This is a genomic window from Pelomonas sp. CA6 (assembly GCF_022549225.1).
In the GTDB taxonomy this organism is placed as follows: Bacteria; Pseudomonadota; Gammaproteobacteria; order Burkholderiales; family Burkholderiaceae_C; genus Roseateles.
Genome location: NZ_JAKZFD010000001.1, coordinates 530,450 through 544,832, shown reverse-complemented (window position 1 = coordinate 544,832; position 14,383 = coordinate 530,450). Strand labels below are relative to the sequence as shown.

At 70.7% G+C, this 14,383-nt stretch carries 13 protein-coding genes and 1 CRISPR repeat array (1 of these 14 only partly in view); of the genes, 3 read left to right on the top strand and 10 right to left on the bottom strand.

Annotated elements, in window-relative coordinates:
* Positions 1-77: direct repeats of the CRISPR family, unit length 29 nt; unit sequence CGGTTCATCCCCACGCCCGTGGGGAACAC; it reaches 1,418 nt to the left of the window's first position.
* A gap of 65 nt (positions 78-142) precedes the next feature.
* From cas2e to cas3, 8 genes are all read right to left on the bottom strand, one after another.
* Entirely contained in the window at positions 143-442 is a 300-nt protein-coding gene (cas2e, locus tag LZ017_RS02450; RefSeq protein ID WP_241298449.1) for a type I-E CRISPR-associated endoribonuclease Cas2e, read from the bottom strand.
* Positions 442-1,332: a type I-E CRISPR-associated endonuclease Cas1e gene (cas1e, locus tag LZ017_RS02445; RefSeq protein WP_308194058.1), complete on the bottom strand. Its 891-nt coding sequence runs from the start codon at positions 1,330-1,332 to the stop codon at positions 442-444. Before cas1e ends, cas2e begins: the two co-directional genes overlap by 1 nt.
* A 99-nt stretch (positions 1,333-1,431) precedes the next feature.
* On the bottom strand, positions 1,432-2,145 hold the full coding sequence (gene cas6e, locus LZ017_RS02440) for a type I-E CRISPR-associated protein Cas6/Cse3/CasE (protein ID WP_241298447.1): 714 nt from the start codon (positions 2,143-2,145) through the stop codon (positions 1,432-1,434).
* Positions 2,146-2,160: 15 nt separating this feature from the next.
* A complete protein-coding gene (cas5e, locus tag LZ017_RS02435) occupies positions 2,161-2,946 on the bottom strand; it encodes a type I-E CRISPR-associated protein Cas5/CasD (RefSeq protein ID WP_241298446.1) in 786 nt (261 codons plus the stop codon).
* 4 nt (positions 2,947-2,950) lie between these two features.
* The gene (gene cas7e, locus LZ017_RS02430; protein ID WP_241298445.1) at positions 2,951-4,012 is read right to left on the bottom strand and encodes a type I-E CRISPR-associated protein Cas7/Cse4/CasC; all 1,062 of its coding nucleotides are present in this window, start codon (positions 4,010-4,012) and stop codon (positions 2,951-2,953) included.
* Between the two features lie 52 nt (positions 4,013-4,064).
* Entirely contained in the window at positions 4,065-4,643 is a 579-nt protein-coding gene (casB, locus tag LZ017_RS02425) for a type I-E CRISPR-associated protein Cse2/CasB (RefSeq protein WP_241298444.1), read from the bottom strand.
* A 36-nt stretch (positions 4,644-4,679) separates the two neighbouring features.
* On the bottom strand, positions 4,680-6,305 hold the full coding sequence (casA, locus tag LZ017_RS02420; RefSeq protein ID WP_241298443.1) for a type I-E CRISPR-associated protein Cse1/CasA: 1,626 nt from the start codon (positions 6,303-6,305) through the stop codon (positions 4,680-4,682).
* Positions 6,302-9,082, bottom strand: a complete 2,781-nt coding sequence (cas3, locus tag LZ017_RS02415; protein ID WP_241298442.1) for a CRISPR-associated helicase Cas3' — start codon at positions 9,080-9,082, stop codon at positions 6,302-6,304. Before cas3 ends, casA begins: the two co-directional genes overlap by 4 nt.
* A gap of 592 nt (positions 9,083-9,674) precedes the next feature.
* On the opposite strand from cas3, the gene LZ017_RS02410 reads away from it, so the two are divergent.
* A complete protein-coding gene (locus LZ017_RS02410; RefSeq protein ID WP_241298441.1) occupies positions 9,675-10,400 on the top strand; it encodes a DUF2087 domain-containing protein in 726 nt (241 codons plus the stop codon).
* On the opposite strand, the gene LZ017_RS02405 is transcribed toward LZ017_RS02410, so the two are convergent.
* Positions 10,327-11,133, bottom strand: a complete 807-nt coding sequence (locus LZ017_RS02405) for a LytTR family DNA-binding domain-containing protein (RefSeq protein WP_241298440.1) — start codon at positions 11,131-11,133, stop codon at positions 10,327-10,329. The two genes, LZ017_RS02410 and LZ017_RS02405, sit on opposite strands and share 74 nt — an antisense overlap.
* Before the next feature lie 25 nt (positions 11,134-11,158).
* Positions 11,159-12,208: a sensor histidine kinase gene (locus LZ017_RS22025; protein ID WP_277604449.1), complete on the bottom strand. Its 1,050-nt coding sequence runs from the start codon at positions 12,206-12,208 to the stop codon at positions 11,159-11,161.
* A 126-nt stretch (positions 12,209-12,334) separates the two neighbouring features.
* On the opposite strand from LZ017_RS22025, the gene argH reads away from it, so the two are divergent.
* Positions 12,335-13,783, top strand: coding sequence for an argininosuccinate lyase (argH, locus tag LZ017_RS02395; protein ID WP_277604448.1), 1,449 nt, complete (start codon positions 12,335-12,337; stop codon positions 13,781-13,783).
* Between the two features lie 80 nt (positions 13,784-13,863).
* Entirely contained in the window at positions 13,864-14,349 is a 486-nt protein-coding gene (locus tag LZ017_RS02390) for a hemerythrin domain-containing protein (protein WP_241298439.1), read from the top strand.
* The last annotated feature ends 34 nt before the right edge of the window (positions 14,350-14,383 follow it).

Below are 14,383 nucleotides of genomic sequence, written 5' to 3'. Positions count from 1 at the left end.
CGCCCGTGGGGAACACAAGGTATGGGTCGATGGCTACGAGTCCGGCTACGGTTCATCCCCACGCCCGTGGGGAACACACCAAATGCAAGTCATTGTCCCATCAAGGAAAAATGACTCCACCGAAATCCACCGAATCTGCTTGTTAAAGATCGCCGGGGTCCTGAGGCCGGAAGGTGACCAGGCGCAGCCCGTCGTAGTCGATGGGCTCGCGACGGTTGGTGCCCAGGGTCTGGAAGTCGTAGCCGGACTCGCTGGGGCTGGCCCAGGCCATCACGACGCTGCCGTCTTCGCAGCCACTTTCCAGTTGCTGCCACACCATCTCGCGAGTGCGTCGGGAGACATCGCCGATGTAGACGCCGGCCCGCACCTCCAGCAGCCAGATGGCCAGGCGGCCACGCAGGCGCGGGGGCACGTTTTCGGTGACGACGACGAGAAAAGCCATCACGACGGGCTGCGGTGGCCCATGTCGCCGCCGTGCACGGGCAACGGAATGGCGGGAGGCACCGACTCCGGCGGCGCCTCGGGCGGAGAGATGCCGCCCGCAGACAGCATCTCGTCGATGGCGGGGATGATGCGCTCCAGCAGCTTGCTGCTGCGAAAGAGGTCCCGGCAGGCCAGACGCACGGCACGCTCGGGCTCCGCGGGTTCCTTGGCGGCCGTGCGGAAGGCCAATGGCACGACGGTGTCGAACTTGAACACGTCGGCCACGTCGTACACGAATGACAACGGCTTGCCCGTGTGGATGAAGCCCACGGCGGGCGCGTAACCGGCCGCCAGGACCGCGGCCTCGGTGATGCCATAGAGGCAGGCGGTGGCCGCCGACAGGCAGCGGTTGGGGATGTCGGCGGCATCCCATTGCTGGTGGTCGTAGTTGCGCGCCTGCCAGTTCACACGGTGCTGATGCGCCAGCTGCTTGTAGCTGGCACGCACGCGCGCGCCCTCGATGCCGCGCAACTGCTCCACGCTGCGCCGGGCCGGCGCCGGCTCGCCAAATCGCAGCTCGTACATCTTGCGCACGACCTTGAGCCGCAGCTCATCGTCCAGTGCCAGCCGGGCCTGGTAGAGCAGACGATCGGCACGCGCGCCGCCCGGCTGGCCGCTGGCATACAGGCGCACGCCCGACTCGCCCACCCACACCAGCAGCGTGCCGACCAGCGCGGCCAGGCGCACGGCCGCGTGCGACACGCGCGTGCCCGGCTCCAGCATGATGCAGGCGACCGAGCCGACCGGGATATGGGTGCGCACCCCGGTCTTGTCGACGAGCACGAAGGCGCCGTCGATGACGTCGATCTGCCCGTACTGCACAAAGACCATGGACACGCGGTCTTTGATGGGCAAGGGCTTGAGCGGTGGCAGCGGCCGGTCGGGCAGGTTCACCGCGAGCCCCTTCGCACCGCGCTCCGGGGTGGCGCCGCGCCTGCGCTCACGGGCTCAGTCGCCACGGTCTTCTTCGCCACCCAGGGCAGGATCCGCGCGGCGCACCAGCAGGAGCCCGCAACCCATGCCCTTGGCACTGCCCAGGCCCTGGAACAGCGCCTGCGTGAATGCCTGCGCATCGGTCACGCGCAGCAGGCCGCGGAAGTCCACCGTGGTGAAGCGCATGGACTGGTCCTGCCGCTCCCGGTGCTGCTGGTAGGACTCGACGATGAGTTCGTCCTGCAGCGGCTCGAAGCCATGCGCCTCGCCCCGTCGCGCCAGCCAGTGGCCGCAGCGTTCGTGGATCAGGGCCTGCAGCGCGGGGCGGTCCTGGCTCTCCCACTCCCCCCAACGCTGCAAGCCGCGCGCGGCCAGATGCTGCTTCTTGGCCTCCATCACCACGTCATGGCGCTTGGACTTGCCGTCGCGCCCGTGGCGGACCGTGGGGTTGGCGCGCAGCTCGAAGCCCAGCACATCGCCGGGCCTCAGCTCGGGCTGATAGGGACGGCTCTGCACCGTCCAGGTGCCGTCCAGGGGCACGGGAGGGCGTCGCGACACGGTGTAGTAGCGCGGCAGGCCGTCCCGTGACTCATACCGACGAAACAGAAAGTCCCGCGGCGTGTCGGCCTCGGCGGGAAACCAGCGCCACAGCCATTGGTGATCCGCATAGGGGCCGACGCTGCGCTGGTGCATGGCCTCGCGCTCGCGCCCCGGGGCTGGAGTGATCATGCTGAAGTACATCGTTCAAGCCTCCGTGCGCGAGCCGTCTTCGCCGGGATGCTGCAGCAGCGACACCTGCTCGTCCCGGTCCCCGAACTGCCAGCGCTGGCGCCGGATCACGCGGTCTTTGCGACGCAGGGTCAGGTCCGTCGGTGCGCCGGCCACCATCCGCTCATCAAAGGCCAGACGCAGCGGCGCAGGCAGGGGTTCCAGCGGCGCTTTGCCCCGGCCCGCAGCGGCACTCTGGCGTGCCGCGTCATGCCGCTCGGCATAGGCACGCATCGCGTCCAGCACCGAATCCGCGGCCAGCAGCTGCGGCCACAAGGGCGCCGCAGGGGGACAGCTCTTGCGCCCCAGATACAGCACATAGCGGGGAGCGCGCAGCGCGGCGGCCAACGTGGGGAGATCGTGCGGGGCCGCCTCGCGTGCCTGCACGGCGACGAGCCAGGCCGCGCCTTGCCGATAGTCACGCCTGGAAGGAATGGTGCCCAGATCGAAGTGGGGCACCGCCAGCTCCTGCCGCCGCGTGGCCTGCGGCCGCCCTTTCAAGGCCGAGCGAGGCGGCACCTGGGCGGTGTGATAGTCCCGCAGCAGGCTGCCCGCATCCAGCATGGCGCTGGCCAGCCAATAGCCGTCGCGCAATGCCGCATGCCCGGCTTCGTCCTCGCGCGCCAGGCCCAGCGCGGCCGCCAGCAGGCCCAGCAGCGCCGATTGCGAGGGCTGCTCGGCGCTGCCGCGGAACTCGCCCACGGCCGGCTCGCCCCAGGACGCCATGGGCCCCTGCAGCTGAAAGATCAGGTAGTCCGCCATGGCCTCACCCGCGCAGGAAGTCCACCAGCCCATCGAGCGTGCCCTGGCCCTGCTCGACGTCCAGCGTGTAGCGGGCATCGGCGCAGGCGCCGTAGACCTTGTCGAAGTTGTCGCTGCGCCGGTGCAGGGCGGCGACCGCCTCGTCCAGCAGGCTGCCCTCCCCTCGGGCCTGCACGGGCTTCAGGAAGGCCTGGGCCAGCGTGCGCGGCTGCTGGTCGCCCCGTTCGGCGAACACGTGGCTGGCATAGGCGCGGGAGCCGTAGCTGTTCTGCATGCCGGTGGGCGACACCTGGGTCACGGCGCGGGCCAGGGCCTCCAGCGCGCGCCGGGCCAGCGCTTCGTCATCGCCCAGGTTACGGCGCAGCAGCGCCCGATCGATGCACAGGTACAGGTAGAACAGGCCCGCGCCATAGCCCCGCTCGCCAATGTGGGCCGCGCCCGAAGCCCCGCGCGGGCTCAGATCGTCCACCGCGCTGAAGTAATCGTCCTCCACGGCGGCCTTGTGCACCGTGAAGGCATGGGCCACCTGCACCGCCGCCTCGACATTGAACTCCGCCTTGTCGGCCAGCATGCGGCCGAACATCGCGATGTCCACCGCGCGGCGGGGCCGCGTCAGCAGCGCCAGTTCGGCCTCGGTGGGCTTGTCCTGGCGCGCGATCAGGGTCTGGCACAGCGCCTGGATCGCCTCGTGCTCCTCGGGGCTGATGTGGGCGAGTTGCTCGATCTCGAGGTCGGCATCGTGCTCGGCCTTCTTGTCGGACTTCAACTTGCCGAACCGCCCGGCGATGTCCTTGGCCCATTCGCGCGCCGGCTTTTCCGCCACGCCGCCCTTTTTCAGGGTGTCGAAGACCTCCTTGCCCATCAGCTTGGTGCGCGTGCCCAGGTGGCCCGACAGCGCTTCCTCGAATCGCTCGGAGCAGCGCCAGGCGCGCTTGAGGCTCTGCGACGAGACGCGCAGTCGCAGGGCCTCGCCAACCAGCGCCGTCTTCGGGCGGCCGGTGTCGTCGCGGTTGAGGTTGGACGGCGGGTAGCAGGTCAGCAGGTGCAGCTGGACAAAGCGGGTCATGAATCGGTCCTCTCTGGCGATGTTGTGATGGGATGGCTTGGGTATCGTGGGGTCAGGGCTTGCCGCGCCAGATGTAGTCGTAGGCCCAGCGCTTCTTGATCCGGTCGCCCCACTCGAACAGGTCGTCGGCCAATGCTCCGGGATCGGTCTGGCGCTGGATCAGCGGCAGCAGCCGGCGCAGCCCGGTGAACAGCGATTCGATGTCGGGCGAGTCCAGCAGCCGCGCGAAGCGCAGGTCGCTCACCAGGTTGCGATCGCTGCCTTCGGCCTGCTGGCTCATGGCCTGTGGCAGGTTCTTCCCGCTGCGCTTCTCCACATGGGCGGCCAGTGCGATCAACGCCGCGATCCGGTCCTGCTGCCAGGGCTTGTCCCAGGACACGCCACCGTTGGCCTGCACCAGTTCACGGTAGATGCGCTGATAGGCCGGCGTGCAGACCACCGCCGTCAGGTCATGGGCACGCCTCAGGGCGGCACGGTCGGCGCGCACCGGGCCGGGGGCGCCCTCGTGCTGCAGCCGGGTCCACCAGGCCAGGAAGCGATCCTTCACCGGGCCGGGCAAGCGATGGCCGGCATGGCGTTGGGCTTCGGCCGGGGCCGCCGGCGGCTCCTGCAGGGTCTCTTGCGTCGTCATCGTGGTCTTCTCCTGGGGAGCGCGTCGGCCGGCGTTTCAGCCGGTACGACGCTGGGTCTTCTTCGGTTCGCCGACGGGCTCGGGCAGGCTCAGCGCTGCGCGCAGCTTGGATCCGTTCAGGCTCTGGCCCAGCTGTCGCCGAGCGTGGCTCACCCGGTCCGGGTGCTGCCGCTCGACGGCGCCGGCCCCGACCAGTTCGCGGTCGAACAAGCGCAGCGCGGTGGCACCCAAGGCCCGCCGCCAGTTCTCCGCTATCTGCAGCGGGTCCGCGTCCACGCCGTCGCGCAGCGCGTGGATGCGATCCCGCAGCAAGGGGTAGAAGAGCGGCTCGGTCCGGCTCCAGAACGCAGCGTCCACAAAACCAAGATCGCCGCGCGCCTCGTGGCCAAACCAGGCGGTCTTCACGGCAATGCGCAGCGCCCCCAATGCAAACTCGGCGCCGGCCAGCCAGCTGCCCACCTCCTCGCGCAGCATCTTGTGCGCGGCGGGCCCACACTCGCTCAGCGCATACAGGGGCACGGTGGACTCGTACCAGCCGCGGGGCTTCATTTTGTCCATGTGGTAGCCGAAGGCCCACACCCGCAGTGGCAGCCCGGCCGCGCGTTCGCGCTGCGCCAGCGTGGCAAGGACCTGGGCGGGAGCCACCCGCTTCTTGTCGTCATGCACCCCCAGCACCCAGGCCAGCCAGTGCCGATAGCCCAGCCCATCGGACTGCGGACGCAGCGGAAGCAGCCCCTCTTTGCCCTGGTCGTAGGGCGACAACGGATGCAGCCAGGCCCCCTTGTAGTTCAGGCCGTAGTTGCGCGTGACGTAGTGCGCCAGCCGCTGGGCAGCCTCGCGGCCGCACAGGTCACAACTTCCGCCCGGAGCCGCCTGTTCGAAATCGAGGCGGATGCGCCGCGGCATGGCCCAGAACACATGGGCCGGGTGCACCTGCGCCGGCGTGAGCTGGCCCGCCTGGCCCTGCTGCAACGCCTCTTGTGGCGCGAGCCAGGGAAAGGTGCGCGAGGGCTGCGCCATGCCGGGCGCCAGGGGCTCGGGCATGAAGACGGCCGACTCGCGCACATTCATCCACAGCGTCTGCCACAGGCTGGCCGGCCGGTTGGGCGCCGCCGAGACGGCCAGCAGCGTGGTCAGGGGTCCACCGCCGCGCAGGCCCGTGCGATGGCCTTTGCCACCGGGTGGGCCATTGGTTTGCAGCGTGAACAGCGCCAGCGCCGCGCAATGCGGACAGATCGCCGTCACACGGCCGCGCTTGATGAAGTGATCGCTGTTGTCGCGGATCGTTTTCCCGCCCGGCGTTTCGATCAGCAGGTTGGCGACACTCAGCGGCTCGCCCTCATCGGCCCTCAGGGTCAGGTCTTGCATGAATCGAGGACCGTCCCCGTCCAGCTCGAAAGCGGCGCGATGCGGAGCCAGGCATGGGTCCAGCGTGGCCGCATCGGGCGGGTCGCGCAGCCATTGGCGCCAGCTGGACAGGTCTTCGGCCGGCGCGCAGGTCTGCAGCAAGCCGATCGCGAACTGCGCCAGCGCACCGTTGAAGTCCGCCCGGCAGGCGTCGAACGCCGCCAACGCCGGATCGCCCAGCTGGGCCGGGCGGATCCAGTCCGACTCACCATCATGGCGGCGGACGGGGATCCAGGGTTCGTCGAGCAGGTTCATGAAGCATCCTCCTGGGGAGCCGTCAACACACGCAGACCCATCGAGGGGTCATAAGTCCAGGTCAGGACATCGCGAGGGCGACCGTCCCGGTCAGCGGCGCCCCTAGCCCGCGCAAGGCCGGAAGCCGCTTCCGCATCAAAGGCAAGCAGGACCTTGCCCTGCCCCGCTCCAAGCAGCTTGGACAACGTCGCCTGCAGCGCTGCCCGTCGCGCCGGGTCTTGCGGAGGCTCCACCTCGGCAATCAAGCGCCTGGCCACCCGCAAGGTGCTGTAGGCCCAGGCCTCCCGTCCACGGTCGGCACGCCATGGTTGCAGCTGGTCGCCCTCCCAGCGCCCCAGCAGCAACTCGACGGTGTCTTCGCCCAGGCGCGAAGGCGCCACGGTGTCGTCAGCCCACGCCAGGCCCCGCCTGATGTAACCCTCGGCCGGCTTGATGCTGTTGAGCTGCGCCTGCGATTTGTCGGCATAGGCCTTGCCCAGCGCCTCGTCGGCGCTGCGCTGAAGGCCGGCGGGCACCTGCGCATCGGCAGCGTCGCCGAACACCGATTCGATCAGGGTGCGCGCATCGTCGGGCATGCGCAGGCGGCCCGGCTGCAGGGCCCGCGCGCTGAGCCAGAGTTGCGCGTGGTTGGGATAGACCTGGGCCGATCGGGGACACGCCTGGCGCAGCCAGCGCGGGTCGGGGTCGGCGGTCCATGGAGGCCCCAGCACCCACAGCACCGGCGGACCGCGGCCATCGGCTGCGCCGGCGGGCAGTCGATGGCCCTGGGCGTCGCGCACATGGCGCTGCAGCCGCCCGGCGCGCTGGATCAGCCGGTCAATCGGCGCGAGGTCGCTGACGACCAGGTCAAAGTCCACGTCCAGCGATTGCTCCGCCACTTGGGTCGCAATCAGCAAACGGCCCTGGTGCCGGCCCGGCCCGCTCTGGGCGCCAAACTGCGCCAGCACCTCGGCCTCGATATCCAGCCGATCGCCCAGCGCGAAGCGCGCATGGAACAGCGTGATGCGCTCAGCCGGCCATTGCCCGGCCATCTCGGCGTGGGCCTGCAGGGCATCGCCCACCGTGTTGCGGATCCAGGCCACGCATTGCCCCTGGCGCAACGCGGCGACGATGCCCGCGATGACTTCGCGACGGTCGCAGAGATAGCGCACGGCGAGTTCGCGCCGGACCTCGGGCCGGGTCGGCAGCGCGTGCTCATCCACGCACTCCGGGCGGACCGCGGACCAGTGGCTGGCGAGGGGATAGTCCGCCTTGCGCAGCGCCGGCGCGTCCTCAAATCCGCGGCCCTGGGCAAAGGCGCGCATCAGCGAAGCCTTCATCCCCCCGCTCAGCGTGGCAGACAGCAGGATGGCGCTGCCACCGGCTTGCGCATGCAGCCGCAGCAGAGTCTCCAAGGTCTGCTGCATATAGGGATCGCAGGCGTGGACCTCGTCGACGATCAGCACCTTGCGCGCCAGACCCAGCAGACGCAGGCTCTGATGCTTGCTTTGCAGCGCGCCCAGCAGCACCTGGTCGACGGTCCCAATGCCGGCCGGCGACAGCAAGGCGCGCTTGTTGTGGTCGGCCAGCCAGCGCTGGCAGCGGCGAGTGGCGCTGTCATCGCCCTGCGCCGCGTCGCCTTCATCGGGCCCGGATTCGACGATGGAGGCAGCGAACTCCTCCACCAGCCGGCTCCCGCCATGGGCCAGCACCAGGCTGGCGTGCCCGGCAAACAGCCGCGCGTAGAACGCCGCCAGGCGCTGGTACATCGCATTGGCCGTGGCCATGGTGGGCAACCCGATGAAGAAGCCTTCGGCGTGGCCGTCGGCCATCAGGCGATGGGCCAGCATCAGTGCGGCCTCGGTCTTGCCCGCGCCCGTCACATCCTCCAGCAAATGCAGCTGCGGCCCCGGCAGCAAGGGCACGCGGGCCGCCCAGTCCTGCAGCGGCGAAGGGTGCCGGATGGCGGGGAACAGCTGCTCAAAGCTCAGCGCGGACTGCCGCGCCACGGGCAGCACGCCGGAACGCTGCAGCGCCTGTTCGGCGCGCTGCCGGGCCAGCGCCCAATAGGCATCCAGCGTGTCGGGGGCCTGGTCCTGGTAGCGGAACACCTCGGCGTTGGACCCTATCCAGTCGGCCAACACGGCCAGCCCCGCCACCCACCAGGACAGGGCTTGGCTGAGCGGCGCAAACCGGGCGCCCAGGGCACGCGGCAGCGCCGCGGCCGTGTCCGGCAACAGCCAGACCCGCATCTCGCGGGCGAACGCCCGCGCAGCCTCACGATCACGGGGCCGGAAGTGCCGGCTCATCAGCGGAACGTCTTCCCGCGGGGGCTGGCCGTGATGGCCTGTGACGGCCCTGACCCACCAGCCCAGCCCCTCCTCCAGCGCGCCGTCGTCGCCGTCGAACCAGGCGTCCGCGAGCACCTCCGGCAGCAGATCCTCGATCCACAGCTGATGCCCCAGGCTGTCGTGCCGGACGTCGGGCAACCCTCGGTGCGGCGCGGGTTCGTGCTGCAGGCGCTCCATCACGTCCAGCCGCTGCGCCTGGAAGCTGAGCGAGAACTTGCCCAGGTCATGCAAGGCGAGCCAGAACACCAGCCAGGCGCGCACGCGCGGGAGATCGTCGGCACAGCCCAGCTCGGCGGCCAACCAGGCCAGGAGCGGCGGGTTGAGGCGCAGGTACACGTCACCGACCGCCGCCACGTCCAGGCTGTGCAGCGGCAGCAGGTGGCAGCCCGCCTCACCCTCGGCAGGCCTGGCCTTGCCCCAATATTCGAAGCAGAGTCGATGGCGCAAGCCGGCCATCGTCGGCGCGCGCGCGCTCACCCCATGGGCCTGCCACACCACATGGCGTGAGCAAGCCGTCCACCTGTCTGCATTCCGTCATCCCTCCCCGGCAGACCGCCCCCCGCTTTCTGAGTGAAGCTGATGGAAGACGGCGCGATGACTATCTTGGTCGTGTGCGCAGGATCATAGGAGGCCGACCCGGCGCAGAAAGGCCCGCCAGGGTTTCGCCGCCCCCTGGAATCCGGGGGGCGGCGCCAGTGGCGACTTGCGCCACATCAATGCGGACCATTGCGACCCCGCTGGCTGGCCGGTCCCGGCGACTGCCATTCATCCCGCCATCCCGCCGTTCGCCGCACCGCCCCCGCCCGCCCGGGCGCGCGCCCCTACACTGCGGACCGGGTCGGCAGTTCACCCAGGCGTCGCCGCGCGGCTTGGCCGCGAGCTAAACCTGCCCTTGGATCTTGATGATGCGTTCGCGCCGTGAGCCCTCTTCGACGAGAGGCCGCGGGCCGGACCGGCAAGTCGGCGACCACCGGGCGGGGCGTGCTCACACGCCGCGCAGTCCGGCCCAGGCCTCGAACGACGACGAGGAGTCTTTGTCATGGCACGCCAACCCACGCCCCTGCTGGTGGCCGATCTGTCCGTTTTCGCGCGGCGCCTCGCGCGCGCGCTGGCCGAGCACGCCGCGCAAGACCTGGCCCCGGCCGGCCATGTGCAGCTGCAGAACCTGATCGCCCGCGCCGCCGGCTTTCGCAACCTGCAGGCGCTCAAGGCCGCCGCGCCGCCCGCCCTGCCCCGGCTTTGCGAGCCCGACGCGACGGTGGCGCCGGACGGTGGCCACGAGGCCCCGGCGAGCGCCGTTGCGGCGCTGAGCGACAACGCGCGGCGCACGCTGAAGCAGTTCGACGCTCAGGGCCGGCTGCTGCGCTGGCCCACCAAGTACACGGTGCAGCGCATGGCGATGTGGGTGCTGTGGACGCGCTTCGACGCCAAGCGCACCTACACCGAAGCCGAGGTGAACGCGGTGCTGCGCGCCGCCAACGGCTTTGGCGACCACGTGACGCTGCGCCGCGAGCTGATCAACCACCGGCTGATGACGCGCGCCAGCGACTGCTCGGCCTACCGCAAGCTGCCCGCGCGGCCCGACGACGAGGTGCGCGCGCTGCTGAGCGCCTGGCGCGCGCGCTTCCAGGCGCGCCGGCCATCCGTCAGCGGGCCGGTGCAGCCCGGCGTGCTGCCCGGCGCGCCGCCCGCTACAGGCTCTGGCGCGCCAGGGCCTCGCGCACCGCGGCGACCTGGCGACGCGACACCGCCAGCCACTCGTTGACATGGGCGATGCGCACGGCCCAGCCGGGCTCGCTGTCGCCGCCGCCCTCGCCATCGCCGGCCTCGGCGGCGGCATGGCGCTCCAGCTCGCGCACCGCGGCCTTGGCCACCAGCGCGTTGCGATGGATGCGCAGAAAGCGCTCGCCCAGGCGCTGTTCCAGCTCGGACAGGCTGCCGTCCATCACATGGGCGGCGGCGGCGGTGCGCAGGGTCAGATACTTGAGTTCGGCCTTGAAGTACAGCACCTCGGCCAGCGGGATGCGCAGCACGCGGCCGCGTTCGGTCAGGCTGATCACGCTGTCGTCGCCCTCGGCGCCACCGGCCTCGGCCTGCGTTGGCCGCTGGCGCTCGGCCAGGCGCTGTGCGACGCGCTGCAGGCTGGCCTGCAGCCGCTCGCGGCGCACGGGCTTGGTCAGGTAGTCCAGCGCCTCCAGCTCGAAGGCCTGCACCGCGTGCTGCGGATGGGCGGTGACGAAGACCAGCTCCGGCCGCTGCGCGCGCGCGCGCAGCTGGGCCGCCAGCGCCAGTCCGTCGGGGCCGGGCATCTGCACGTCCAGCAGCACCACGTCACAGGCATGCGCGCTGAGCCATTGCTGGGCCTGGCCCGCCGATGCCGCCTCGGCCACGACCTCCGCGCGAGGCTCGGGACAGGTCTCGACCAGCCCGCGCAGGCGCAAACGGGCCAGCGACTCGTCATCGACGATCAGGACCTTGAGTGGCGGCTGCATCAGCATCAGATTCCCTCCTGCACCCGGGCGCTCATTTCGGCAGGACGAGACGGACCCGGAACCGGTCGGCGCCGGACTTCAGCTCCAGGCGCGCCGCCACATCATGCATCAGCCGCAGCCGCTCGCGCACATTGGCCAGCGCCAGCCCATGGCCCGGCGTGCGCGCCGGCGCGCCGACGCTGTTGCTGACGCGCAGCTCCACGGTGTCGCCCTTGAGGCGGGTGCTGATCTCCAGTTCGCCGCCCTGCTCGTTGGGCTCCACGCCATGCTTGACGGCGTTTTCCACCAGCGGCTGCAGCAGCAAGGGCGGCAGCTGCGCCGTGTCGCAGCGCGGGTCCAGCTGCCAGCTCACGCGCAGCCGCTCGCCGAAGCGCAGCTGTTCGATGTCCAGGTAGCGCCGCGCCAGTTCGATCTCCTGCGCCAGCGAGACGCGCGCCTCGGTGCCCGCCAGCGCGACGCGGAACAGCTCGCTGAGGTCCTCCAGCACGCGCTCGGCCCGCCCCGGGTCCAGCTGCACCAGCGCGATCGCGGTGTTCAGCGTGTTGAAGAGGAAATGCGGCCGGATGCGCGACTGCAGTTCCACCAGCCGCGCCTGCGCGTCCGCCGGAGCCTGGGCGCGGCCGCGCAGCTGCAGCCAGCCCGCCAGCAGCGCCGCCACCGCGGCGCCGGCCAGCGCCACGCCCAGGCGCTGCGAGCCGGTCAGCGCTTCCTCGTTGACCAAGGCCAGCAGCGCCGCGCCCAGGTGCGCGCACAGCGCACCCCAGACCAGCAGCGCGGTCCACTGCCAGGCCGTCGCCAGCCGGGCCAGCGGCCGCTGGGCCAGGCAGACGCCCAGCAGCCACACCAGCACGCCGGTCAGGCTCACCACGGTGCCGCTGGCCATCGCCATCGGCCACGAGCGCGGGTCGGGCAGCGCCACCAGCAGGCCCACGCCCAGCATGGCCTGCACCCCCAGCACCGCGCGCAGCACCAGGCCGACATGGCAGAGGTCGAACGGACGCGCGCCGGGCGCGCGCGGCGGCGCCGGCTCCAGCAGGCTGCTGAGGTACTGGCTGTCGTTTCCGTCGGGGGTCTGGATCATGGGTGGGCGGCGCTGGCGCTGCGGCGCTTAAAATCCGGCTCCCTCATTCTCGCCCAGCAAAACCGCACGCCTAGGCCCGCCCTCCCAGCGCCCGTTCGTGCCGCCGGTGCCCAGACCCGACACACCATGCCCGCATCCACGACGCCTACGAACCCCGGCGCTAGCGCCGCCCCCGCCCTCGAGAACCAGCTTGCGAAGAAGGCCGAGGCCTGGTCCGCGCTGTTCTCCGAGCCGATGAGCGAGCTGGTCAAGCGCTACACCGCCAGCGTGGACTTCGACAAGCGCCTGTGGGCCGCCGACATCCAGGGCAGCCTGGCGCATGCCGAGATGCTCGCCGCGCAGGGCATCATCGGCGCCGAGGACCATGCCGCGATCCAGCAGGGCATGGCGCAGATCCGTGCCGAGATCGAGTCCGGCCGCTTCGAGTGGAAGCTGGACCTGGAGGACGTGCACCTGAACATCGAGGCACGGCTGACCGAGCTGGTCGGGCTGGCCGGCAAGCGGCTGCACACCGGCCGCAGCCGCAATGACCAGGTCGCCACCGACGTGCGCCTGTGGCTGCGCGGCGAGATCGACACCCTGGTGGGTCTGCTGACCGAGCTGCAGCGCGTGCTGGTGAACCAGGCCGAGCGCCATGCCGAGGTGATCCTGCCCGGTTTCACCCATCTGCAGGTGGCGCAGCCGGTGAGCTTCGGCCACCACATGCTGGCCTATGTGGAGATGTTCGCGCGCGACGCCGAGCGCCTCACGGACGCGCGCAAGCGCGTGAACCGCCTGCCGCTGGGCGCCGCCGCGCTGGCCGGCACCAGCTATCCGCTGGACCGCGAGCGCGTCGCCCGCACGCTGGGCATGGAAGGCGTGGCCCAGAACAGCCTGGACGCGGTCAGCGACCGCGACTTCGCGATCGAGTTCAGCGCCGCAGCGGCACTGATCATGGTGCACATCTCGCGCCTGTCCGAAGAGCTGATCCTGTGGATGAGCCAGAGCTTTGGCTTCATCGCGCTGCCCGACCGCTTCTGCACCGGCTCGTCCATCATGCCGCAGAAGAAGAACCCCGACGTGCCCGAACTGGCGCGCGGCAAGAGTGGCCGCGTGGTCGGCCACCTGATGGGGCTCATCACCCTGATGAAAGGCCAGCCGCTGGCCTACAACAAGGACAACCAGGAAGACAAGGAGCCGCTGTTCGACACGGTGGACACCTTGAGCGACACGCTGCGCATCTTCGCCGAGATGATGGACGGCCTGACCGTCAAGCCCGAGGCGATGGAACGCGCCGCGCTGCGCGGCTACGCCACCGCCACCGACCTGGCCGACTACCTGGTGAAGAAGGGCCTGCCCTTCCGCGACGCGCACGAGGTCGTGGCGCATGCGGTGAAGACCGCCACCGCGCAGGGCGTGGACCTGTCGCAGCTGCCGCTGGCCGAGCTGCAGAAGTTCGACGCCCGCGTCGGCGAGGACGTCTACCAGGTGCTGTCGCTGCAGGGCTCGCTGAACGCGCGCAACATCCTGGGCGGCACGGCGCCGGCCCAGGTGCGCGCGCAGGTGGCCCGCCACCGCGCCCGGCTGGGCGCCTGAACCGCCAAAGACGGGGCACCGCCGCCCCGTCTTTGACCTGGCACAAACCGACCCCGCCGCCCTTCGCTACCCTCGCCGCCATGAACGTCCTCACCTGGAACGACTCGCTCGTCCTGAACCAGCCCCAGATCGACCAGACCCACGAGGAGTTCGTCGACCTGCTGAACCAACTCGCCCAGGTGCTGGCCACCGACGCCGACCCGCTGCCCACCTTCCGCGAGGTGCTGGCCCACACCGAGGAGCACTTCGCGATGGAAGAGCGCTGGATGGCGGCCACGGGCTTCGCGCCCGAGAACTGCCACAGCAGCCAGCATGCGATGGTGCTCAACGTGATGCGCGAGGTGGTGCGCCACGCCACCGAGCTGAGGGACCTGGAGCCCATGCGCATCGTCGTCGGCGAGCTGGCCAAGTGGCTGCCCCAGCACGCCGAGATGATGGACGCGGCGCTGGTCTACCACATGGGCCAGGTCGGCTATGACCCGGCCACCGGCCAGATCGCCCGCCCGCCGGCGGCCGAGGCAGCGCCGATCAGCTCCTGCGGCAGCGGCAGCTGCGGCGGCGACTGAGCCCCGCGCGCGCCCTCCCCCCCCCGACGCTCCC

Bases quoted from the DNA above. Each gene is read 5' to 3' on its own strand.
- cas5e (WP_241298446.1), bottom strand. From the start codon at position 2,946: ATGGCGGACTACCTGATCTTTCAGCTGCAGGGGCCCATGGCGTCCTGG.
- argH (WP_277604448.1), top strand. From the start codon at position 12,335: ATGCCCGCATCCACGACGCCTACGAACCCCGGCGCTAGCGCCGCCCCC.
- casB (WP_241298444.1), bottom strand. From the start codon at position 4,643: ATGACGACGCAAGAGACCCTGCAGGAGCCGCCGGCGGCCCCGGCCGAA.
- LZ017_RS02390 (WP_241298439.1), top strand. From the start codon at position 13,864: ATGAACGTCCTCACCTGGAACGACTCGCTCGTCCTGAACCAGCCCCAG.
- LZ017_RS02410 (WP_241298441.1), top strand. From the start codon at position 9,675: ATGGCACGCCAACCCACGCCCCTGCTGGTGGCCGATCTGTCCGTTTTC.
- LZ017_RS22025 (WP_277604449.1), bottom strand. From the start codon at position 12,208: ATGATCCAGACCCCCGACGGAAACGACAGCCAGTACCTCAGCAGCCTG.
- casA (WP_241298443.1), bottom strand. From the start codon at position 6,305: ATGAACCTGCTCGACGAACCCTGGATCCCCGTCCGCCGCCATGATGGT.
- cas6e (WP_241298447.1), bottom strand. From the start codon at position 2,145: ATGATCACTCCAGCCCCGGGGCGCGAGCGCGAGGCCATGCACCAGCGC.
- cas2e (WP_241298449.1), bottom strand. From the start codon at position 442: ATGGCTTTTCTCGTCGTCGTCACCGAAAACGTGCCCCCGCGCCTGCGT.
- cas7e (WP_241298445.1), bottom strand. From the start codon at position 4,012: ATGACCCGCTTTGTCCAGCTGCACCTGCTGACCTGCTACCCGCCGTCC.
- LZ017_RS02405 (WP_241298440.1), bottom strand. From the start codon at position 11,133: ATGCTGATGCAGCCGCCACTCAAGGTCCTGATCGTCGATGACGAGTCG.